Origin of the sequence: Gillisia hiemivivida, assembly GCF_007997295.1 — a bacterium.
Classification (GTDB): Bacteria; Bacteroidota; Bacteroidia; order Flavobacteriales; family Flavobacteriaceae; genus Gillisia; species Gillisia hiemivivida.
In genome coordinates this window covers 79,175-102,809 of the sequence record NZ_VORY01000008.1, presented here as the reverse complement: position 1 = coordinate 102,809, position 23,635 = coordinate 79,175, and the positions used below count along the sequence as shown (strand labels likewise).

The 23,635-nt window shown below is 33.2% G+C and carries 18 protein-coding genes; 9 read left to right on the top strand and 9 right to left on the bottom strand.

Annotation, left to right across the window (positions count from 1 at the left end; all coding sequences use genetic code 11):
- Positions 1-74: 74 nt before the first annotated feature.
- The 9 genes from ES724_RS09020 to ES724_RS08980 all read left to right on the top strand — a co-directional run bounded on the left by ES724_RS09020 (position 75) and on the right by ES724_RS08980 (position 8,449).
- Positions 75-305 (top strand): helix-turn-helix domain-containing protein, encoded by a 231-nt coding sequence (locus tag ES724_RS09020; RefSeq protein WP_146932266.1) that lies wholly within the window; start codon positions 75-77, stop codon positions 303-305.
- A 4-nt stretch (positions 306-309) separates the two neighbouring features.
- Positions 310-1,113: a hypothetical protein gene (locus ES724_RS09015; protein WP_146932264.1), complete on the top strand. Its 804-nt coding sequence runs from the start codon at positions 310-312 to the stop codon at positions 1,111-1,113.
- On the top strand, positions 1,106-1,771 hold the full coding sequence (locus tag ES724_RS09010) for a P-loop NTPase family protein (protein WP_146932263.1): 666 nt from the start codon (positions 1,106-1,108) through the stop codon (positions 1,769-1,771). The genes ES724_RS09015 and ES724_RS09010 overlap by 8 nt, the downstream gene beginning before the upstream one ends.
- 589 nt (positions 1,772-2,360) lie before the next feature.
- Positions 2,361-2,723 (top strand): BfmA/BtgA family mobilization protein, encoded by a 363-nt coding sequence (locus ES724_RS09005; RefSeq protein ID WP_146932261.1) that lies wholly within the window; start codon positions 2,361-2,363, stop codon positions 2,721-2,723.
- Positions 2,724-3,452: 729 nt separating this feature from the next.
- Entirely contained in the window at positions 3,453-3,680 is a 228-nt protein-coding gene (locus ES724_RS09000) for a hypothetical protein (RefSeq protein ID WP_146932259.1), read from the top strand.
- Between the two features lie 2 nt (positions 3,681-3,682).
- Positions 3,683-4,174, top strand: coding sequence for a YqiA/YcfP family alpha/beta fold hydrolase (locus ES724_RS08995; RefSeq protein WP_146932257.1), 492 nt, complete (start codon positions 3,683-3,685; stop codon positions 4,172-4,174).
- A gap of 10 nt (positions 4,175-4,184) precedes the next feature.
- Positions 4,185-5,075: a helix-turn-helix transcriptional regulator gene (locus ES724_RS08990; RefSeq protein WP_146932255.1), complete on the top strand. Its 891-nt coding sequence runs from the start codon at positions 4,185-4,187 to the stop codon at positions 5,073-5,075.
- A gap of 461 nt (positions 5,076-5,536) precedes the next feature.
- Positions 5,537-6,424, top strand: coding sequence for a hypothetical protein (locus ES724_RS08985; RefSeq protein WP_146932253.1), 888 nt, complete (start codon positions 5,537-5,539; stop codon positions 6,422-6,424).
- 60 nt (positions 6,425-6,484) lie between these two features.
- On the top strand, positions 6,485-8,449 hold the full coding sequence (locus ES724_RS08980; protein WP_246136851.1) for a DUF2779 domain-containing protein: 1,965 nt from the start codon (positions 6,485-6,487) through the stop codon (positions 8,447-8,449).
- Between the two features lie 24 nt (positions 8,450-8,473).
- Here ES724_RS08980 and ES724_RS08975 read toward each other — a convergent pair whose 3' ends face one another.
- The 9 genes from ES724_RS08975 to ES724_RS08935 all read right to left on the bottom strand — a co-directional run bounded on the left by ES724_RS08975 (position 8,474) and on the right by ES724_RS08935 (position 23,635).
- Positions 8,474-11,755 (bottom strand): T9SS type B sorting domain-containing protein, encoded by a 3,282-nt coding sequence (locus tag ES724_RS08975; protein WP_146932251.1) that lies wholly within the window; start codon positions 11,753-11,755, stop codon positions 8,474-8,476.
- 7 nt (positions 11,756-11,762) lie between these two features.
- Entirely contained in the window at positions 11,763-12,041 is a 279-nt protein-coding gene (locus tag ES724_RS08970; RefSeq protein WP_146932250.1) for a hypothetical protein, read from the bottom strand.
- A complete protein-coding gene (locus ES724_RS08965; RefSeq protein WP_146932248.1) occupies positions 12,042-13,400 on the bottom strand; it encodes an ATP-dependent DNA helicase in 1,359 nt (452 codons plus the stop codon).
- A 4-nt stretch (positions 13,401-13,404) separates the two neighbouring features.
- The gene (locus ES724_RS08960) at positions 13,405-16,455 is read right to left on the bottom strand and encodes a type I restriction endonuclease subunit R (protein ID WP_146932247.1); all 3,051 of its coding nucleotides are present in this window, start codon (positions 16,453-16,455) and stop codon (positions 13,405-13,407) included.
- A gap of 353 nt (positions 16,456-16,808) precedes the next feature.
- On the bottom strand, positions 16,809-18,755 hold the full coding sequence (locus tag ES724_RS08955) for a DUF262 domain-containing protein (RefSeq protein WP_146932245.1): 1,947 nt from the start codon (positions 18,753-18,755) through the stop codon (positions 16,809-16,811).
- A 1-nt stretch (position 18,756) separates the two neighbouring features.
- A complete protein-coding gene (locus ES724_RS08950; RefSeq protein WP_170249874.1) occupies positions 18,757-20,220 on the bottom strand; it encodes a DUF262 domain-containing protein in 1,464 nt (487 codons plus the stop codon).
- A gap of 92 nt (positions 20,221-20,312) precedes the next feature.
- On the bottom strand, positions 20,313-21,278 hold the full coding sequence (locus tag ES724_RS08945; RefSeq protein WP_146932241.1) for a hypothetical protein: 966 nt from the start codon (positions 21,276-21,278) through the stop codon (positions 20,313-20,315).
- 10 nt (positions 21,279-21,288) lie between these two features.
- Positions 21,289-22,623, bottom strand: a complete 1,335-nt coding sequence (locus ES724_RS08940) for a restriction endonuclease subunit S (RefSeq protein WP_146932239.1) — start codon at positions 22,621-22,623, stop codon at positions 21,289-21,291.
- 1 nt (position 22,624) lies between these two features.
- Entirely contained in the window at positions 22,625-23,635 is a 1,011-nt protein-coding gene (locus ES724_RS08935; RefSeq protein ID WP_146932237.1) for a virulence RhuM family protein, read from the bottom strand.

Here is a 23,635-nt window from a genome sequence, read left to right as displayed (position 1 = left end):
GGGATTTTCGTTATTCATTTGTTTCTATAATCAAAAGACAACAAGACTTGTTGGCTTTATAAAAAATAGAAATTATGGATGATTTACAACTAGAGGATCGATTGATTCGTATTGAGCAACTGCTTCTGGCAAACAAAGAAGTTCTAACCTTGGAAGAAGCTTGCCAGTATACTGGTATTTCAAGAAGTTATATGTATAAGCTTACCTCTACTGAAAAAATTCCCTATTGCAAACCCCGAGGAAAGTTGATCTATTTCGAAAAGGAAAAACTGAATTCCTGGCTACTAAATAAATCTAATTCTTAGAGTGATGACTGGCTACGAATTTTCCCGCACATGGTTCGATTTTAGTTTCGCAAACACTCATAAGATAAAACCCAACCATACCGCTATTTACTTTTTTGCCATCGAACGCTGCAATCGGTTGGGATGGAAAGAGGAATTTGGTTTTCCCACTGATCTAGCAATGGAAGCCCTGGGCATCAAAAATTATAAAACCTATATCTGTGCACTACAAGATCTAGCAGATTGGGGTTTCATAAAATGGATTCAGAAAAGCAAAAATCAGTACACCGCCAATATCATTGCTTTGGTAAAAAATGACAAGCCAGTTCTAAAAGCATTAGATAAAGCAATGTCCAGCCATTATATAAAGCAAGTCCATGGCACTTGCCAAGGCATTGCTAGTATAGATAAACAAGCAAACAATAAAACTATAAACCTTGAAACTTTAGAAAAGAAGCCATTAATGGAAATCAAAGATTTTGAAGTTGGTTTTGATCAAAAACTGTCATTCAATTGGGCGATTAAATTTCAGGAGTTATTTCTGCAGAATTTAAAAAATAAAGGTGCGCCATTGAAAAAAATGAAAGAGGCCAGTTTTGAAGATTTCGTAGAGCCTGTTCGGAAAATGCTAATAAATGATGGGATTACGGAAACACATTTACAGCTCGCTTATGAGCTGCTTCATAAAGATGAATTCTGGAAAGGGATCATTTTGGACACTAATAAACTTCGGGAAAAAATAAGTCAGCTTATCGCACAGGGAAAAAAGTATGTGGAAATTAAAGAAATGGACATAAGAGTTCAGGATAAAATTAAAAGCTATGATTAATTCAAATACAATACTGGTTTCATCAAAAACCTCCGCATCGGTAAAAGTTAATAGTCATCATCAATCCTTGATTACCAAACAACTTTTTTGGAAGCTATTCCGATTTCATGCTCCTCAATTCATCATAAAACCTGAAAACAAAGAAATAATTTACAGTGTTTTCAGGTATTTTTTGCACCAACCTGATTTCAATGATTACGGAGTGATTAAAAATAAGGCTGATCTGGATAAAGGTTTATTGGTATATGGAGATTACGGAGTTGGAAAATCCACGCTCTTTAATACCATTCATGAAGTTGGAAGAACAATCGTTACTAAAACCCAAAATACCCAATTATGGTTTCCGCGCATATCAACCATAGATATGCTTAATCAGTATTATAAATCTCAGAAACATCCAAGCAGCAATTTTAAACTGGAAAATTATTATCGAGGAAAGCTATACCTGGACGATCTAGGAAAAGAAGATAAGGCTTACAACAGGGAAGAAATAATTGGAAAGCTACTTTTTGAAAGACACCACCGGAAGTTTAAAACTTTTGTAACTACGAATGAAAATCCATCGGCCATAACTGCGAGATATGGAAATCATATTGGAGATCGACTGCCGGAAATGTTTAATATCATTAAATGGGAAGGGAAAAGCTGGAGAGAATAAGGATGATTTATAAAATAAGTCCTCACCACATTTTTCCCGATGTTTAAAAAGAACATCTTAGAAAAAAGAGGTTCGTCTGTAAAAATCTTGAACACCAACCAATATTTTGAACAGAAAAGCAGATTGAAATAAGAACGAAAATCGAACTTTAAAATTATTTATAGAAAATTATGGTTGGAGTTCGCTGTCGTTTTTCTGAAAGTAATTTAGTAGATAATTATAAGACAGTTAACTTCAAAATCTAATCAAAAAATCGAAAATTGCACTACTAACTTAATTTTCAAATTGATACAAAGGCAGTCAAATAATATTCTTTGAGTGCTGCATTAAACAGAGAAAATTAAGGATAGTAATCACTAAAAAAGTACTCTTTTGATGAGCTGAAAGCGAAGGAAAATGAGTAGCAAGAGGATAACACGCTACGCGATGTTAAGTTATTCTCATTTTCTCATAAGTAATTGAATATCAGTATTTTATATAGGTGTTCTGAAGATTATAAAACCATTCCAACTACAATATTTACCGCAATTGGTCGGCAGGCCTTATAAACAGTACAACCAATTATCCTAATCTTTAAAAAAAAGAAACCATGAGCAAGAATTTCTCCCGAATTAACTTTCATTCCGAAACGGTAGAACGCTTTAAAAAATACGCCGTAGAAAATGAGGTGAATTATACTGAAACCTTAGAAGCGATGCTGGACTTTTTTGACAAGAATTATATCTCTCCCTTTAAGCCATTCCCTCTTACTAATAATAGATTACTGCATATTTTCAATAAAAGAATGGATGCTCTGGAAGCACTGTTACGTAAAATGGAAAAAGATTCTTTAGAGCCTACGCTCAAAATTCTTCTTAATCTTATAAATGGGGCAAATCTAAGAAACAAACCTCTGTATCGTGAGAAAAAAGCCTATGAAGAGGATGATACACATCCCGATTTTTATAAATAAATCAAACAATTTCTTCTGTAGTTTAATTTTGAGTAGAAAAAAAAGAAATTCAGTTTCAAATCATAGCACAATTGCGCCCTCTGCTGTTTTTACTTAACGCTTATCTTCCCGAACGCTATAAAAACAGCACAGGAACCACGCGCAGGTTAGTTCTGGTAGATTTGGGGGCATTGTAGTAGAAAATTATGTTTTAGATTCTTGATTAGGAATTTGTGATCTTTGCATAACAATCATTCTTCCTACAACTCTTTTGAAATATGAATATTCATAAAGAATATCGGTTTCATAGTATCTATTTAATATGTTTTGATAAAAACTACTTATGAATCGCTATGTTTCATATCGGGTCAGAACATTTAATTGGCGGAATTTATCTGAGGAATGTTTAAGTGAAAATCAATAGCAATGTGTGTTTTTTCTGAATATTTATTTAAGCGTTTCTTTAGGGAAACAATTTGGTAAATAAGATGGAACCTGTAATAAAAAACTCTATTAAAAAATATGTCATAAGTGCCTTTTAATGCACTATTTGGATGTGTTTGTTGTTTTGTGAAGCGTTGATATCTAAAAAGTGCTTTATGTTGCACTATTCAGATTAATAATCTTTAGTAGGTTAAGCGATATCGAGCTTGTACCCTGGTATTGAAAAGAAATGAACTCAAATTAATTCTAGTGCCGACATATTTTGTCGCTCTAATTGGTTTTATTTGTTTTATAGAATTAGAGAAGATGAGTAGATCGAGAAGAAAACTACCAATTTTAGGAAACTGCCTGGCATCTTCTGAAAAGGAAGAAAAGCTAAAAGCAAATAGAAAACTAAGACGCCTGGTCAAGAAAAAGTTATCAGACTCACAAATCGAATTACCCCAACTAAAAGAGATCTCCAACAAATGGAATTGGCCTAAAGATGGAAAATCCTATCGAAGTGATCTTACTAAGAAACAATTAAGCAAATAACTATGAACATACTTTATTTACATGGACTTAACAGCAAATTGAATGATCAAAAACGTGCGATACTTGAAAAATATGGAAATGTTTACGCCCCCGATATTGATTACAGTATTGAACATATTCAACCAAAATTAATTTTGGAAAAGCTTAAAGATATTGAGATCAATGTGATTATTGGAAGTAGCATGGGAGCTCTAAATTCTTATATCATTTCAGACAGCATAGGCAGACCATGCTTACTGTTTAATCCACCATTAGCTAAATATGAAGACAAGCATACTATTAATTCTAATTACACTAAAGGAAATTCCTATAAGCAGATTGTTTTAGGAGGCATTGATGATGTCGTGGATCCTAAGGAGACTTTAGCTTTCTTAGGGAACTACATTGATAAAGAAGAAATAGACCTTCATATAGATCCTCGATTAGGGCATCGAATACCTTTAGACCTATTCGAGACTCAAACTGCAATCTTCTTTTCTAAACTTTGTTATTAAAACTAATACTATGTCTGTACGCCAAACCATCAAACGTCATTACAAAATTATTTCTCTTTTAAGGTTAAGACCTCTGGGATATGATGAAGTTCAAGATGAAATGAACATGGATCCTGACTCCAGAGAAGAAAGTTTAATGACTTCTCAAAGAACTTTCCAAAGAGATATACTCGATATAGCATCCATCTATGGAATTGAAATTGAATCTGATCGAAGTAATAAAAAATACTTTATAAAGGACGATCTGGAAGAAACACATTCCCAAAGATTGCGTGAAAATTTTGAGATCTTAAATGCAATTCGACTTTCTAAAAGCTTAGGAAATAGTTTAGTATTTGAAGAGCGAAGATCATTAGGAACTCAGAATATGGCAGGGCTTCTAAATGCTATTCAAAATGGTTTAAAAGTGAAATTTGACTATCATAAATTTTATGATGATACAGACAGCAAAAGAGAGGTTATGCCCATTGCTTTAAAGGAAGCAAGAAACAGGTGGTATCTAATAGCTGAAGACGCAGATAATATAATCAAGAATTTTGCCCTAGATAGAATTGTGTCCCTCCTAATAACTGAAACCAAATTCAAACCAATTCAATACAACGCACATCAAGAATTTAAGGATAGTTTCGGGATAATAAATGGAACCAATGAAAAACCGATTGATGTCATTCTTTCATTCACGGCTAGAGAAGGCAGATATGTAGAATCCCTTCCGCTACATAGAAGCCAGAAGCTCATTTCCAAAAATGATAATGAATATCAGTTTAATTACTTCATTAGACCTACCTACGATTTTAAAATGGAACTACTTTCCTATGGAGATCAGGTAAAAGTTCTGGAACCAAATAGTCTCCAAAAGCAAATTCGGAATCAGTTAGAAAATGCTTTAAAAAATTATTAAGCGACATGTCTTGACATACGTAAATAATAGTTTTGAAAATATAACCGCTTTATTGATGTTTTGATATTTATTGGTAGGGCAATAAGAATTGATTGAATATAAGGCGGTTTTAAAAAATATTGATTGGTTTATGGATTTCCATCAAACTATTAGGATTAAAATTATATATTTAAAAACTTTTAAGTCCCTACCTTAAAATCACTTAACCTACAATTAAAATGAGGGACCTTAATACGTTTTTTTCAGATACCTCTGAAAAAGCATTCTTACTTTATAATAAAATTCTGGCATCAGTTAGCAAAAGCGCTAGGATTAAAGAATCTTTATTTAGGCCATATACACTTACCAATTGATAAATATTTTTTTCGTTGCTGCTTATTTTTCTTTGATGATTTGACTAATAGCTCAAAACATAACCATAGAATATTTAATATATTTCAATTAATCTAAAGCTCAAACTCATGTTCAAATCACCCAACTCGGAAAAAGTCATTAATTTAGGTAGCATTATTTCTAGTAAGGTTACTGATACAGGCAAAAAGACTGTAGAGTCAGATATGGTAAAAAAAACAATTTCTATTATTGGAGTTTCATCAAAAGATATTTCCACTTTTACTAATGTAACCACTAAAAGTGCCATTGCTGTAGGTAAAAAAACTATTGAATCAGAAAGGGTGAAGAAAGCTATAAATTATGTTGAAGCCTCTTCAAGAGAGGTTATTTCAGAAAGCAAGAAAATAGCTAGTAATGTCATATTTAATGTTTCAATAGTAGCAATTCTTTTTTTCTCTGTAAATATAATATTCATGATTTATGGTGTATGGATTCTGTTTACTGAATTCGCCTATTTCAATCTTCTCTTAATTCTAGGACTAATAATAGGTGGAATAACATTTTCTGGCCTTGCCGCTTTTAAATGTTATAAGTATGCTCAATTTAAGATTGGACTTGGAGTTTATCACCTATTTACAGCTTTTTTCAAAAACTTGATTACCACATGCATCAACGAATTAGAACTTCATGGCTCTGAAAAATTGAAAAAACATAAAATTCATGAGGTTCTGAAAAAGAATGGAAATTCTCAAATTCAGTCATCCAATTTCAAAGTTCCAGGAATAGTAAGGAAACCAGTCTTGTTATTATTTGAGTTTCTTCCTTTTGGAGATATTATTGTTGAAATAGTAGAAGAGTCAAAAAGGAAGGTCTCTAGTAATATGGAGGATCAGGTGATGAAGCGAATGGACACTTTTGTCTCCGACTTGAAACCTCATAAAAGATTCACCAACTTCATTGTAATGACTTTGGTAGCAAATATTGTTGTAATGGGCTTTTTAGTAAACTGGATGTAGATAAAAATAGCAAAAAATGGTTTAATAAGAAGTCCCTATCTTCAAATTAATAATCTCCTCTTGAAAAATCTGAAAAGAAGATATCTTACCAAATCCCGATTTAAACTGGCTTTAGATTGTCCAACAAAGCTTTTCTACACCCGTAAGAGTGAGTATGAGAACCAAAGTGAAACAGATTCATTTTTGGAAGGTTTGGCGCAAGGTGGATTTCAGGTTGAAGAATTGGCAAGGATGGATCATCCAGCTGGAATTGCTATTCTGGGTAAAGATTATAATTATCAGTTACTGGCAGATAAAACAGCGGAATTATTAAAGCAGGAGAATGTGACCATCTTCGAACCTGCTTTTCTAATAGATGGTCTTTTTATCAGAGTAGACATCTTAGAGAAAAAAGGAAATAAGATCAGACTAATAGAGGTTAAAGCCAAATCGATCAATAGCAACTCACATGATTCTTTTATAAATTCCAAAGGCAATTTGAGTGGCGGCTGGGATATCTACTTATATGATATTGCTTTTCAAAAACATGTAATGCATTTATGCTATCCGGAATGGCAAATTACATCCTATCTCAAATTAGTCGATAAGAATGCGATTACTACCGTGGATGGATTACACCAATGCTTTAAAGTGGTTGCCGATTCACAATTACGAACTGGTATTGAGAAAAGAGAAGGACTTACTAAAGATGACATTGGAGATCCTATTTTGTGCTTATTAAATGTAAGCGCGGAAGTGGATCTCATTCTAAAAGATAACCCCATAGATACCAATAGCTCTTTCACAGAAACGCTTGCTCATTTTAAAAAGCATTATCAGGAAGATATAAAGTTATTTACTGAAATAGGTGCTCATTGTAAAGGCTGTGAATTCCAGGTTAGAGATTTAGCAGAGGGATATAAAAGTGGCTTTCACGAATGTTGGAGGGAACAACTTCAACTTCCAGATCATAAAATAGACCGTCCTAAAGTATATAATGTTTGGTACAATCCTGTGAAAAATGCGATAGAGGAAGGTCGGTATTTTATGGATGAATTAACAGAGAATGACCTCAACATTCGCCCCGAAGCCGGCAAAATGAGCCGTTCCGAACGCCAATGGCTTCAGATAAGTAAACATCAAGAAGACGATGCTACTCCCTATTTTGATATAGAAAACTTAAGGATGGAACTGGATTCTTGGAAATTCCCATTGAATTTTATCGATTTTGAAACCACTGCGGTTGCCATTCCTTTTATGGCTGGTATGAAACCATATGAACAGATAGCCTTTCAGTTTAGTCATCATATAGTATATGAAGATGGCAGAGTAGTACATCACAATGAATATCTAAATACAGAAATTGGAGTAATCCCCAACTTCGATTTTATTCGTGCCTTAAGAGATTCTCTTTCTGAAAATAAAGGCAGTATTTTCAGATACCACAATCATGAAAACACCATTGTAAATGTTATCTATAATCAGTTACTAAAATCTAAGGAGCTTGATAAACAAGAGTTGCTAGAATTTATTGAAAGCATAAGTCATAATACTGGTAAAAACGCCAAGTCATGGTGTGGCGAAAGGGATATGATAGACCTTCAAAAAACCGTGGTGAATTACTATTACGATCCATCAACAGGAGGTTCCAATTCCATAAAAGCCATTTTACCTGCAGTTCTAGGTTCTAGTGAATATCTTCAGAAGAAATATCAAAACAAACTAACTACCATTGACTTAACAAGTAAGAATTTTGACATGGATCATGTGTTTTGTGAAATGGAGAATGGGAAACCCATTAATCCTTATAAAGCATTACCTCCACTTTTTGATGGATGGGACAATGAAAAATTAGAGCAAGTTTCAGAAAGTCTAACTGAAATTAAAGATGGTGGAGCTGCTTTGTTTGCTTATGCCAAATTACAGTTCCCGGACGTCCCGGAAATAGAACGAGCAGCTATTAAGAAAGGATTACTGCGCTATTGTGAATTAGACACCCTAGCTATGGTTATGATCTATGAGTATTTAAGAGAAGTATGTAAATAAACAATTTTGATCTGAAAAGCTGAATCACCTAATCAAGGAAAAGTGATCTCCATATGTTTTCCCATCTGCCATTTGTGCTTTGAACCAATAATCATCTGCAGGCATAGGTTTACCATTAAAAATTCCATCCCAACCTTTATCGTTTGGGTTCAGTACCTTTAATAGTTTTCCATAACGATCATATATATAAATCTCATATACTTCTCCTTCAAATCCAGTAATTTTCCAATATTCATTAATGCCATCACCATTCGGAGTAAAAACTTTAAGAAAATCAAGGATCATAACGGAATCTGATAAGGTTCTGCACCCGTCCACTTCTCTGGCAAAAATTCGGTGTTCACCTCCAGATAGGTTTAAAAATCTATTACTAGCATAATAATTTTCACCGTCAAGGGAATATTCAAAATTCCCTATTTCCAAAACGTTTATCTCTAAAAATGCATTTTCATTAAATTCTGAAGTGTTTATTTCATAATTATTAATCGAGACATTCGCGTCTAATTCAATTATTACTTCAGAACTGGAACTGCCGCAATTGTTGTTCAATTTATATGTATAGATTCCCGGGGAATCCTGTTGTGGATTAAAAGTTCCATTATCATTAAGTAATGGTGGAGACCACTTACCATCTCTATCTACATTAGGCCCTAGAATATCATAAAGGTCAACTATTGGGCTATTTTCACATAATGATATGGAAGTTGAAACCCCCGAATCAGGAATAGAATTTACCGTAACCGTTACAAAGGAGGAACTTACCCCACAAGTTTTATTATCAATTTTATACTCATAGATTCCGCTGTCATTCACTTTCGGATCGAAGATGCCATTTATTAAAATTGGTGTCCATTCGCCATTATCATCTGCATTTGGTCCTAATAAAGGTTTTAGATCTATAGGCCCATCATTTTCACAAAGCTCAAGGCTTGCGTCTTCTCCCGCATTAGGTTCTTCTTCTATTAAATTTATAACCACCTCCGCAAAAGTTGGATTGCAATTTGTAGCGCCTACAGTATATGTGTACTTTATGCTGCTGTCAAGCTTAGGGTCAAATACACTTTCTCCACCAGATAAAGCAGGAGACCAAGTACCTCCAGCAGTAGGTGTGCCGTTAAGTATAGTGAATAGATCTACAGGGGCTGAACTTTTACAAATACTTAATTCTCCATCTGACCCTGCCGTTGGAGTATCATTAAAACTGATAGAAATTTCTGACTTTGCTGTTTGGCAGTTATCATCTCTAAACCAATAGCGATAGGTTCCTTCAGCATCCATCGAAGTATCAAACACAGAAGTCCCGCTATTTAATGGTGGACTAAATTGCCCTCCTTTTTCCGGAGTGCCCTCAATTAAGGAGAAAAGATCAATTTTCCCTGAGGAAGGGCAGAATTCTAATTGTGTATCTTCTCCTGGATCTCCTAAAACACTTGATTTCACAATTAGCGAAGCAAAATAAGAAGTGATTTGAGCTGTACAGGAATTTCCACTATTAGAAATATTAACACGGAACAAATAATTATGAAACTCTTTCGTGGTATTTTGAATTGTTAGCACAGAAATTTTAACTCCACTATAAATAGTATTTGCATCAATATCTTCCCAAGTATTTCCGTTATCCTTACTAACCTGCCATTGAAACCTATCTGCATTAATGGTTTCTACGGAAAAGCTTGCAGAATTGCCAGCACTCACCTCCAAAAACTCAGGATTTTTCGTTATCTGAGGGGATAAAGTAGGTTGCTGAAAAAACAGAATACCTTCTTCTTTATCCGGGCATCCATCATTATCGCTGTCAAGATCTACATGGTCTGGCAAGTTATCCCCGTCGGTATCTAAGAACTCATTCCCAGCATTTTCTTCAAGATCCCTAAGACCATCATTGTCATCATCTAAATCGTTAACATCTAAAATTCCATCCTTATCGGTATCTGCTGCCGCCTCAATATCTGCTCTAGTATTGCAACCAAAGGCACCTGTAGAGACATTAATATTATTAGATATACTACCATATTTTAGAAGATTGGAAAGACCAGAACAATCCTGAAGTGTTGGCATAGCCTGTATAAAAATATCTGAATCATTTGAACTTACATCATGTAAATTTTCAAGAAAATCGAAATTTGTTAAACTATTATTCAATAACCAAAAAGCATTCTCAACATATTCTGCGGACTTAAATGCATTTACCTCAAACAACTTAATATTATTACTAAGTTTAAATGATCCATTAATTAGCTTAAGATTTTCAAAGCCTTCAATAGTCTCTAGATCTATGTTATTATCTATCCACAAATTCTTGGTGGATTGTGTTTTATTAAAACCTTTTAAACTTTTTAAATTCCTAAGCGATTCAATCTTTAAATCATTTATCTGAACTAGATTATTAAAGGCCGTGTAGGTTTGCGGCATTATGAGCTGTGTTAAGTAAATATGATCTGCACTGCGCAAGGAAGGGAAGCTAGGGAATGAATTAGGAGCCCCAGAGCCTGCATTATTATCGAATATTAAATGCTGAGCACTCTCTAAGCTTTGAAAGCCTGTAATAGATTCTAGGATAGGATTATCGGTGATCCGTAATCCACCAGAATCACCAACTAGACTCGCTATCGATGAAAATGAATTAATAATCTTTAAACCTTCATTGCCAATAATCGATATATTTTTTACGCAGGTGAGGGATTGAAAACCTAGAATCTCTTTTAGGCTTGGATTGGCAATGATAGTTAAATCCTCTAATATAACTTCCAAGTTATTAAAGGCTGGCAAAATTTCTACAAACCCGTTATCTTCAAAAATAAAAAATTTGAGAGATTTAATTTGATCGAATCCTGTAAGGGTATTTGCATAGGACATACCCAATAAATTAAGGCCTCCTCCAATAAAACTTATATTGGGAACACATACATAAAGCAAATCATAATTTCCGAAAATATTAAAATCACCATCAACATTTTCAAGATTGCTTAGTGAAAGTTCAATTGCTTTGGTATTCTGAATAGTCAAATCTCCATTGATGGATATCATATCTTTTAAAAAGGAAAGATCAGTAACCTCTTCACTTCTCACTAAAAGGCTTCCATTTATATTTGTACAAGAAGGATAGGTGGCCACAAAATTAGTTATTTGTTGCTGACTTTCTAATGTAACATCCCCGCTAGGACATTGGGCTAATAAGAATTGAGATGAGAATAGACTAATAAAGAATACTAACCAAAAAGTATGTTTTCTTATTGTCTTGTTTGTGTAAGCATCAATTTTAGAATTGAATTTAACTAGTGGGTTCGTGATTTGGGTTTTCAACATTTTATTTTTAATCTCTCCTTTCAATACTTATAGTTTCCGGCTCCATCCATTTTGAAATCGAAGCATTTTTATTGACTTTTCTAAATTTGCACCAGTGTCCATCAAAACTATATTCATAAACCGGTATACCCTTACTTTTTAGAATACCCTCCTGTGGTTTATTCTTAATTTTCACTCTCCAATTCTGTTTAGAACCTTTTAAATTGAACAACAGGTATTCGGGATATATACCTGTTCTTTCAAATTCTAGCATTCCGCCTTGTATAAAGGTGATTTCTAATATCATTTAATACAAAATCAATTCGTCTTTAGCTCTTGTAATAGCCGTATACTGGTATCTTAAACTTGGCATATAGTAAGAATTTAAGTAAACTTTTTTCCATTCCCCGCCTTGCGCTTTATGACAGGTAATGGAGTGTCCATAAGTAGCTCTTATAGCTCCTACATATTTATCATCAGCCGGATTACCTGACTTTTGATATATTTTATTTGCTCTAAATCGTTCAAATCGCAATCTTTTTTCTTGCTCTGCATTAAGCCCTTTAGACTGTTCTAGGCATTCTAAAAGCAAATAATCATCTAAAAACTCCTCCTTATCTAACAAGTTTTTAAACATTAATTTCACAGGAACAAATCTTAGCCCAGCAATAATTTCTGTTTCATCAAGATCAATTTTCTTTACAATTACGTGATCCCCACTATATAATTCTTTTGCTTTTCTTCTCCATGAAGAAATTATAAGTAACAAATCATTTTCCACAAGTTCATCCGCAAACTTACCATACATATATTCCCTTACTATTCTATTAAAGAGTTGGTTCATTTTATGAGTTGCTGCAATCGAGATACTTCCTTCCAATCCATAATTTTTATACTCCTGGATATAATTCAGTGCTGCGGTGTTCATTCTTTGCACTTCTAAATCTACCAAATCTTCCGGGGGCATATTATTATCAATTGCTTCCCTAACAGTTACAGCATTCTTTAAAATATAGCTGTCTTTTTGCTGACGCTTAACTTCTGTAAGTCTATATGACTCACCTGACAATTGATAATTCTCCTCCAAATATGATTTAGAAAGAGCTTTGGAATATTCTTCCTGAATGGGTGGTAACTGATTTCTATCTCCTAATAAAATTAATTTGTTTCGAAGGTTTCCATCTTTTACAAATTTCACAAGATCATTAAGAAGGGAGTTCGTACTCACAAATAAACTTTCTTCATCATTTGTAATGATTGATGAAATCATTGAGGCTTCATCTAAAAGATAAACTGAATAATCTTTAACCGTATTAGGTTTCAATTTAAAGTTCACTTCACCTGTATTAGGATCGGATACAGAATTATATATTAGTGAATGAATAGTTGTACTGGTAGCTCCAGCTTTTTTACCAAGGATTCTGGCTGCTCTGCCAGTAGGTGCTGCGATTTTAAATTGAACATTTTGATGGTTCAAATATTTTATCAAACTAGTGGTAATGGATGTTTTTCCAGTCCCGGCTGCACCACTAAGAATAAGAAAATCTTCTGAATTAGAAGTTGAAACAAAATCAGACATAGCAATTAAAGCATTCCTTTGCTCTAAGGTGGGTGATTTAAAACTGACAAAATCTAAAATAGATTTTTGCTTAATGTTCTTATCCATATATTTAAATTCGGTCTCGAGAAACCATCCTCTTCATGGTATCAAAAAATGCTTGATAGAAGCCTTCGTCCTTGGCATATAACTTATAAAGATCAAGCTCATTTTTTCGCTGTTTTCGCATTACATCTTCAATGATCTTTTCTAATGCGAGGTCGCTATTTTGTCTATCGCCATTATCTGCCACCTTGGATTGAAAATCCTGGTGTGCTTGAATATGCTTACTTAATTGTATGAATTTTGTCCGCTGCTCATCTGGTGTTGCTTCCCAGCCCTGAAACCATTTTTCATTGAAGTTTCTTATAATGCTTTCAAGAATATCTTCCTCTTTCTCTCCATGGGCTCCACGCGGTTTTGCATTCTGTGGATCCAATTCTGAAGCTGAAGCATCTAAACCAATACTATCATTCAATTTAGTGCGTTCAAGACCATAGGTAGACAGGTCTACAGACTCTAGTAATTTATCAAGATCATCTGCATCTTTATCTTTCACGATCAGTTTCGGAACAAGAAATTTCAGGAACCAAAATAATTTTTCCCAGGCCATCATTTCATAAGGCATAATAGCTGCCATTTGTCCGTAGATCTTTACGAATTGCTTTGCTTTTATTTTAAAGTCGGCTTTGTCCTCATCCTCCAATTCAAGTTCTTTATTAAAACGATTGGCGGCCATATCAATAATAGGACTCAATTTCTGCGCATCCTCTTTTAAAAAGAACTTCTCGCAAAACAACTCTACTTCTTCCTGCTCGTAAACCCCGGTTTCATCCAGCGTTTGTTTTAAGTCATGCAGAACATTAATATCTGTTGCGCCACTTAAGGATGTTGCTGTATAAAAAGGATCAAAAGATGCTTTAATATCATCTGTAGAATTAAAGAAATCTAGGATGAAAATATCCTCTGTTTTCTTTCCAAGTTTGTCTGCAGACCGATTTAATCTTGACAAAGCTTGAACAGCCATAACTCCCTGAAGCTTTTTATCCACGTACATCGCAGTAAGCTTTGGCTGATCGAACCCGGTCAAATATTTATTGGCAACCACCAATATTCGATACTCATCTTTATCAAAATTATCTTTGGTATCTTTTTCTCCAAACCCATTAATATCGGCTTCGGTATATTCAATTCCATCTACAGTTTTAGAGCCGGAAAATGCAACTAGGATTTTAAATGGATTTCCTTTTTCACCTAGAATTCTACTTAATGCTTTGTAGTAGCGTATAGCCGATATTATACTTTGAGTTACTACCATAGCCTTGGCTTTCCCTTTAAGCTTTTTCTTATTCACAATATTAGGAATGAAATGATCCAGAATCACTTCAGCTTTGGTATCTATTGTTCGCTGATCGCTTTCTACAAAAGCCTTTAATTTTTTTTGTGCCTTTTGCGAATCAAATAAAGGGTTTTCTTCAATAGACTTTTCTATTTCATAATAACTCTTATAGGTAGTGTAGTTTGCCAGAACGTCCAGAATAAATCCTTCTTCAATAGCTTGTTTCATGGAATATAAATGAAATGGCTTAAATGAACCATCTTCCTCTTTTACTCCAAATTTTTCTAATGTATTATTTTTTGGGGTTGCAGTAAAGGCAAAATAAGAAGCATTCCCACGCATCTTTCTAGATTGCATAGCTTTGATGATCTTGTCCTGCACATCTTCCTCCTCATCCTCTTCCTGATCCTTCTGCCCCATAGATTGATTCATCTTATCGTGCGCTGAACCGCTTTGAGAACTATGAGCTTCATCTATAATTACAGCAAAACGCTTATCACTAAGATCTGATATTCCATCAATTATAAAAGGGAACTTCTGAATTGTGGTAATAATGATTTTTTTTCCGCTTTCTAAACTTTCTCGTAATTCTTTAGAAGAATATGCCGGAGACACAATATTTTTAACTTCTGAAAAATCCTTTATATTATCCCTGATCTGCTTATCCAGTAAGCGCCTATCGGTTACAACTATTACTGAATCAAATAAAGGCTTTTCCATTCCAATACTTCCATGAAGCCCTTCCTTCTGTGGATAGGATTCTATAAGCTGAAATGCCGCCCAGGTAATAGAATTGGATTTTCCTGAACCTGCCGAATGCTGAATGAGATACGTTTGCCCTACTCCGTTCTTTGCAGCGTGATCTATGATCTCTCTAACCACATCCATCTGTTGGTATCTTGGAAAGAACAACGTTCTGGAATTCAATGGATCTTTTGATTTCCCGTCTAATCTTACGAAATGCTGAATAAGGTTAGCTAAACTTTTCTTGGTTAAAACTTCTTCCCAGAGATAGGCAGTTTTATGTCCGTTTAGATTTACAGGATTTCCCTTCCCATTATTATCTCCTTTATTGAAAGGTAGAAAGAAGGTGTTCTCTCCATTTAACTTCGTAGTCATATAAATCTCATCGGTATCTACAGCGAAATGCACTAGGCAGCGGCCAAAATTTAGCAATGGTTGTTTGATATCCCGGTCAAATTTATATTGCTTCTGGGCATGTACTTTAGCATTCTGCCCGGTCCAGTGATTTTTTAATTCTGCGGTAATAATTGGTAGCCCGTTAATAAAGATTACTATATCGATCTCCTCCCGAGGATTATCTACAGAATATCTTAATTGCCTAGTGGCGCTAAACTGATTGTTTTCAAAAAGTTTTTTTACGCGAATGCTGCTACTTGCTAGTGGGGCCTGATAAAACAAAGTGAAATGCGCATCATCTACATCCAAACCTTTCTTTAAAATTTGGAGGACTCCATATTTTTTGATCATCCTGTCCAGACGTTCCAGGATCTTTAATTTCCAATCGCCATGCCTTTGAAGTTTCTCGAGTTCCTCCTTTTGGGTTTCCTTCAGATAATTCCAGAATCTTCTATTATCAATAGCATATTTTGCATCAAAATCATCGGGATTACCAATATAATAGCCTTTCCCTAAAAGATATTGCTCAGATTCTTCTGCAATATTAGCCAAAGGATTTTGCTCCTTTATCATCTCTATGGTGGTACCAGAAAGTGTTTCCTGTATGGCTGCTTCTAAAGCTTGTTCGTTGGTTTGGCTATGCATGCTATAATTTTGTTTTCCGAATTCCAGTCAAATAAGAAATCCTTGATATTTAATGGTTTAACAACTACTTCCTAATTCTAATCAAATAAACATCTACAGTATAATTATTGGTTTTAAAACCCACAATCTGTCATTTTCCGAATTCCCGTCAAATAAGAAACCCCTACAAACACTGGTTTTTTTCGATTTTTATAATTTCAAGTTAAATAAAATCATGCCCAATAAGGTATATACATTATGAATTTTTTGGAATCGCTACCTAATCTGAAAGATCTTACTACTTTATCATCGCAATCTTGTTACCAGATAGCATTTCCTGTATTGAATCTTTTAAAGCTTTTTCATTGGTTTTACTATTCATTGAAATAATGCTTAGTAATTTTTTTTATCATCTCTTTTTGATGCTCTTTTATGGAATCTATATTCCATGGGTGAGCAGATTTTTCAAAAATATAATAAGACTTTAATGTATCATAAGCGTCTCTTTTCTCTTTGAACATTGATTTTTTAACACTTACAGATTTATTACTGTACTCAGAATTTTGAGAAACACTTAATAAAACTAAATTTCCAAAAGAATGGAGATATTCATCTTTAATCTCTGGATGATTCAAAATGTTTTCCGGGTTTTGAGGATAGATATGTTCAATTGAATTTTTGGAAGTTATTTTGTAACTTTTAAATTCATCTGTTTCTTCGAACTTCCAATTTTTCCATATAATATATTCTAGTTTCTGAAACCAATAATGTTTAAACCTAGTTCCTTGATTAGAATTTAAATATTCTTTTATGTTAAAACGTTTTTCAATTTCAAAATCCTGACCCATTAAACTCCAAGAGAGTTCTTTATCTGTGATTGATTTACAAATTGAAAAGGTATTATCTAGTTTCTCCAAATAATTTAAGTGTTTCTCATCTGTAGGGGAAAGATTAGAATGATTTTTATGCAGATAATTCAGATAAGTTGTCAACCAATATTGCCTTAAATAATCACCTGTGAAATACAGTACACTTTGAAGCATTAAACTTTCAGACTTTTCGTATTTGCTACGACTGTAGTAACTTTCTTTATTTCGATTAATGTTAACTAGCTCTAAAGATTCTGATTTAGTATCTACATCAGAAATCCATTTAATTATGTATTTATCGAATAGGTATCGAATATCCCAAAGCAGTAAAAAAAAACGTTTGATCTCTTCTGGATTTTTACGCAATACTAGTTCATTAAATATTTCGATTAATCTTGACACATGAAAGGTGCCCTCAAAATCGTTAAGACCTTTTTCACGATACAAGTGAATACGATATGTATGCAACAAAATCTGACCGAAGCTAATTACAGATCTACAATATATCTCGTCAGATTTTCGCGTTTCTTCATTTAAACTTTTATACTCTGGTCTTTTATATTCTTCTAATTCATCAATATTAAAATTATCAATATTAAATATTTCAGAATTCCTTTTATCTCTTAAATTTTCAGATTGATATTTAAAAACAGCATCATTAAAAAATGTAAAATCCTGCATATGTACAGCCTCCCATTTTGTGCTCGGAAAGGAATCCCTTGCATTGCGTTCAAAAAAATTATTCATGTTTTCGCAGGACTCCCATATTCTACTATACTTCGTTTTTTCGTCTATAAGACTTAACAGGTTTGCTTTTATAATATCTGTTTGCTCTAGTTGAATTCCAGCACTATTTATTGTAGAAAATAATTTATTTAGATCGGTGTTTTTAGGTGTAGTGTTTTTAATTAAATGTACATTTCTGTAAATCCAATCTCCAAAATCATCCAATTCAGTCACGGGTAATTGATCTATGAACCCTTTTATAAAAACAAATGCTTTAGCTATATTTTTAAGGTAAGGATGCTTAATTATATATTGTTCTTCAAATATTCTTTGTGAAGTATTTTCTTCTTCTAAAAGCGACCTGAAAAAGTCTCCAACCTCTTTTCTTATTTCAAAACTTAATCGAAGTTTACCATCTTTTTTAAGAAACTTAGAAATTTCTGAAGATTCACATACGCTATCCAACACGAAGGAAATTAACCATAACGTTGTAAATCTTTGTTGTCCATCTATTAGTTCAGCCTCATTATTATTTTCCTTAGTTAAAAAGGTGCTTACATAATAGACGTCATTAGGTGCAGTATTAAATGCTAGATAAAAATCATCTAATATTTTTTTCAATTGTTCATCTCCCCAAACGTAAGGACGTTGATAAGTTGGTATAGAAAAATTATAATTATCTAAGGTTTTTAAACTTACTATTTTAGTTTCAAATATATTATCCATCTTATTGCTTTTCTTTTATTTTATCTGAAATGCTTAATAATAAGTGTTTATCAAATTCACGTGGATTATTCTTGTAGTAGTCTATAGCATTTAAGCCGGAAAAATATTTCTGTAAAGTACTAATATGCTTTCCTTTGGATTTGTTTTTATCTGCATAAGATGTATCCAAAGAGTAATAGTGTTTTTTAAGAAATAAGAATAATTCTTCGGTTGTAAATACCTCTATTATATTATCTACAAACTGCTTATCGTAAACAAATTTAAAGACACTATCCTCCCTAACGTTTCTTTTCATACTTACACGTAAAGAATAAATAACCCTGTATAGCCAAAGGCTAGCCTCAAACATTTTGTAAAAGCCAAACCTACTTACATAACTAATCATTGCTATTTCAAACAATTCCTTTAAAAAAAGAGTTCCATTTTCACCGTGTATAACTACATCTCTAAACTCGTAATAATTATCATCTATTCGATGATCTGATAATTTACCAAAAAGCACTTCGTACAGATGTATATAATCATTAATATAATCCAAGGTGTTATTACCGTTAGAAAGTGGTTGCTTTAATTGTTTATAATTGCTTTCGTGCATTTGTAGCAAACGTCCGCCATCGTTTTGTACGGCACTGTAGTAAAAAGACACATCTCCATTATTACTTGAAGTATTTAAAGTATATTCATCGATAAGCACTTGTTTGATTCCTATTTTATTTTTGTAAAAAGGGAATTGTCGCCATTTTCTATTATCCCAAAAACGAATCTTAGTTAATTGTTGTGTTACATATTCAACATTATCACTATCTATAGATTCCCATTTTCTTGCTTGATAATTAACTGTTTTCTTACAGTCTATAGCTCTTAAGTGATGAGCTTTTAAAATATCACTCCCTTCAAGGCGGACTCCTCCTGTGTTTTGAGTTTCAAAAAAAGTGTAAGCTAAATCTTGGGTAGAAGTAATAATTAAAGTAATATTAATTTCATCGAATTTGATTAAATCAAACACGTCAAATTCTCTAAATTCAAAAATATTCTTATCCTGAATACTTTTTAAGTATTTCAAGTTTTTTTTAATATTTTTAATAGTTGAGCTTGATGAATATTCTAGTCCACTTTTAATTTCTTCATTTTTCAACTTTTGAATAAGTAATGCAGTGGTTATGCGTTGTTGACCATCTATTATATTTAATTTCCCATCATCATGATGTAATAGAATACTTCCTAAATAATATAAAGGTTTATCTGCAACATTTTTTTTGTCATACTCAATATAATCATTCAATAACTGATTAATTTGTTTTTCCTTCCAAACATAAGGTCTTTGATATTCTGGTATGTGTAATTGTCCTACTATGGAAGTTCCTGGTATAGCATCAGAATTACAATTTAAGAGTTCACGTAAAGTACAACTAACCACCTTTACCGATACATTTTCAATATTATTTAAAGTTAATTCTTCTTGCACAATCTATTTATTTTCTTTTCGCATTCCAACACACTTTCACTTTACGAGTTACTAAGCAATCTATTAAACAACCATTTTTTTTCTTTAATTTTTCAATTTCTAGAACTCCTGATATCAATTGAGTCTTTTGTTTTTCTAGATGCTATTCGCTTCTCAAACTTTTCCAATGCTTTTTTTAAAGCTAATTTCTCGCATTCTTTTATCGTTCTACAATCATTTGGATCATCAGAATACATTGTATTTAGATAAGAGTTGCTGTAGCATTCAATAAAAAGTGATTTATCTTTAAGATTGTTTTCATTGGCATATTCCCAACCATTTATATAAGCCTTGGCTTTATCTTTCGCAAAATCCAGTATTTCTTCGTCCTCTGAAATACCGGCTCTTCTTTTAACGTCCACCAATTCGCTGGCATATTTTGATGCATATTGCTCAGCATATTCTTCACTTTTCTCGTGTGTGAGGGATTGATCATAAATCAAAGCATAATCTTGACAATATATCTCATGATAATGATCTTCAGCTATTAAACTTGCGTATTTGTTAGCATAGATCTCCGACTTACCACCTTCTATTTGCTTCTTATAAATTTTAGAAAAGTCATCTGCAAGTTCTTCAACAGGTCTTTCTGAGTAACCATTATTGATTACATAATCAATTAAAAAATCAGTGTATCGTTTATCTCCATTATTTAGTTTGCAAAAAACATGTAGATCTTTTAAAGCTTCTTCTTTATCTACCGCGGCAACTTCCTCGTAACAGCTAAAAACTTCGTTACTCCTAACAGATGACATCTTTAATTTCGCTCGCGTTATACTCCAAATTTTGCTAAATCCATCCTTCCTACACTCAATATAACAGTCTATAAAATCATTTGGTATTTCAAGCAAGGTTGTGGGAGTATCATCTTCTTCAATTGCATTATCTCCTTCCAACTCTGTAAGATAGTTGGATAAAAAAGAGGTGAAAACTTCCTCGAATTCAGTATTCCCGAAAAACTTTTCAACTTTTTCTTCAAAAGCTTTTTTACCTATATATTTTTCTATAATTGTTTTCATAAAATTTATATTAACTTACCTTAATCTTCCCAGTTACTGCGCTATTTATCAAACTACTCTTATACTCCTTTAACTTCCTAATTTCTTGTTGTTTTAAGTTGACGGCTTTTTCAGTCTTCTTGTTGAGACCATCGATAAATTCCACAATACTCCCTTGCTCCTGGAGATCTGGAAGTACAGTAAACAACTGTTTGAACTCATCCCAATATAATCTCTTTCTAAAGTCTGTAATACCCCGCGAGTTTTGGTTCATTTGTTGGATAAAGGAATCAGTTCGATAGAGATGTTCGAAGTATTTGGATTTCAATTTTAAGTTTGGGGTAGCCACAACGTATGCTGGACTCACCAGTCCTTTGACACTTACTGAACCAATCGCTCCTTGCCAAGCTCTCATCATATTAAAAACTATATCTTGCTCATCAACAAGTTTATATTTTGTCTTGTCTTCAATTTTGACCCTACCTCTAATATTATTATCATCTTCCAGTTCTTCAGAAGAAACAGCCGAATGAATAGATACAGATAAGAGTGGAAGATCTTCCTCTCCAGGTTTATTACTTTCTCGGAAAAGCGTTTTATTTTTTACTAATTCCCAATGCTCAGGAATCTTTCCAATCCATTCTACACCAGAGTCTTTTAGTTTGACATTTGGATTTAAACCTTGTGTAACTGCTTTGTGTATGAGTATTTGTTTGCGTTCTTTAAGCAGGTTTATTTGTCGCTCTTTTATGGTGATAGCATCTTCTATTTTTGTTGTTTTATCATCTAAAAATTGAGCTATTGAATTCTGTTCTTTTAATGGTGGAATTATTACCTGTATATTTTTAAACACTCCTCTACCAATAATTTTTCTTGTCGTCCCTTTTCCTGCTCTAGAAAATTGATTTAAAACAAAATTGTTATTTGTTAAATATTTTCTAAATGGATGATTGATGTCTTTAGCAAATTGAAATCGAATAACGTGATATGAAAAAGATGTGTTTTCGAGTTCTTCATCTATTAATGCGGCAAGCCCTAATTCTTCATAGGTCTCAGAACTGGGAAGTAATACTAAATCTCCTTTATTTACAAGATGTTTAATTCTATTTGATTCAGGAGTAGTAACCTCCATAAATTTAAAAAGTGAATTGATAGTTCCCTTTTTATTTCCATAGACATCCGTAAAATTGATTATTTTAATTATACTTTCATTATTCTTAATATATTTATCTATTCCGCTCGCAGAAAAAACGCCAATATTTCTCAATTTAATTACCTCCCAATGCTCAGGAATCTCTCTTAACCATTCTACTCCAGAATCTTTATAAGCAGGATATTTTGGTATGCTGTTTTCTACCTCCACCATATTATTTTTTGTTTTTAAGCTGTTTATGGGTTTGGTCCAATTGCTTTATAAAGTCTTTTTCAACCTTAGACAAACTGTTTTTAATGCTTTCTTTATATTGGGTATAATCATGGGTTGCTTTTTCTAGCGCTTCCTTATGGCTAATACTGCCGGCGTGTGTTAAAATATTTTTCCCTGTTAATTGTAAAAAATCATCTACACGTTGTAACCAATCTTTCATATACATTGGTTTGCTGTTTAAGGCCTGTAGTTCGGCAATTTCTAAATAAGCAGTTACCATACGGTTTAATATGTTTAGCTCTTCTCCATTTAAATAATTTTTAGCCACGCCCACCTCTTGTTTGGTAGGCTGTTCGCCTTTAAAAGTAGTCAGTCCCAAATACGGTTTTGCAGGATCTATACGGCTATAAATAACCTCTGCGGCGGTTTGGCCGTGTGCTGCCCAATGCATTTTATTTTGTATGGTTTTAAAAAATTGTTGCGAAGTTTCAGCATTTGGGTTGTAATCTACACTAGTAGCATAAATATCTAATACTTTTCGCCAAAACACTTTCTCTGACGAACGTATATCACGAATACGCTCTAATAATTCTTCAAAGTAATTGCCACCACCAGCTTCTTTCAATAAATCATCGTTTATGGTAAAGCCTTTCACAATATATTCTCGCAGTCTTTGGGTTGCCCAAATACGAAATTGTGTACCATTATTAGATTTTACTCTGTAACCAACCGAAATAATAACATCGAGATTGTAAAACGTGCTTTCGGCTTCTTGTGTTTTACCAACAATAGCACCATGTTGAGTGGTATGTCGGATTTTCCGACTTACCAATGCTTTGTCTAGTTCACCTTCTTTAAAAATGTTAGTAATATGTTCTGTAATGGTAGAACGTCCTTTGCCAAATAGCGTTGCCATTTGTGTTTGTGTTAACCAAACAGTTTCATTTTCTAAACGTGTTTGAATTTTAGTTTGTCCGTCTTCGGTTTGATATATAATAAGTTCTGAAGCCAT

Coding starts and splice junctions, on each gene's coding strand:
- ES724_RS08935 (WP_146932237.1), bottom strand. CDS start 23,635: ATGGCTTCAGAACTTATTATATATCAAACCGAAGACGGACAAACTAAA.
- ES724_RS08995 (WP_146932257.1), top strand. CDS start 3,683: ATGAACATACTTTATTTACATGGACTTAACAGCAAATTGAATGATCAA.
- ES724_RS08960 (WP_146932247.1), bottom strand. CDS start 16,455: ATGCATAGCCAAACCAACGAACAAGCTTTAGAAGCAGCCATACAGGAA.
- ES724_RS09005 (WP_146932261.1), top strand. CDS start 2,361: ATGAGCAAGAATTTCTCCCGAATTAACTTTCATTCCGAAACGGTAGAA.
- ES724_RS09015 (WP_146932264.1), top strand. CDS start 310: ATGACTGGCTACGAATTTTCCCGCACATGGTTCGATTTTAGTTTCGCA.
- ES724_RS09010 (WP_146932263.1), top strand. CDS start 1,106: ATGATTAATTCAAATACAATACTGGTTTCATCAAAAACCTCCGCATCG.
- ES724_RS08970 (WP_146932250.1), bottom strand. CDS start 12,041: ATGATATTAGAAATCACCTTTATACAAGGCGGAATGCTAGAATTTGAA.
- ES724_RS09000 (WP_146932259.1), top strand. CDS start 3,453: ATGAGTAGATCGAGAAGAAAACTACCAATTTTAGGAAACTGCCTGGCA.
- ES724_RS08955 (WP_146932245.1), bottom strand. CDS start 18,755: ATGGATAATATATTTGAAACTAAAATAGTAAGTTTAAAAACCTTAGAT.
- ES724_RS08945 (WP_146932241.1), bottom strand. CDS start 21,278: ATGAAAACAATTATAGAAAAATATATAGGTAAAAAAGCTTTTGAAGAA.
- ES724_RS08965 (WP_146932248.1), bottom strand. CDS start 13,400: ATGGATAAGAACATTAAGCAAAAATCTATTTTAGATTTTGTCAGTTTT.
- ES724_RS08940 (WP_146932239.1), bottom strand. CDS start 22,623: ATGGTGGAGGTAGAAAACAGCATACCAAAATATCCTGCTTATAAAGAT.
- ES724_RS08975 (WP_146932251.1), bottom strand. CDS start 11,755: ATGTTGAAAACCCAAATCACGAACCCACTAGTTAAATTCAATTCTAAA.
- ES724_RS09020 (WP_146932266.1), top strand. CDS start 75: ATGGATGATTTACAACTAGAGGATCGATTGATTCGTATTGAGCAACTG.
- ES724_RS08985 (WP_146932253.1), top strand. CDS start 5,537: ATGTTCAAATCACCCAACTCGGAAAAAGTCATTAATTTAGGTAGCATT.
- ES724_RS08990 (WP_146932255.1), top strand. CDS start 4,185: ATGTCTGTACGCCAAACCATCAAACGTCATTACAAAATTATTTCTCTT.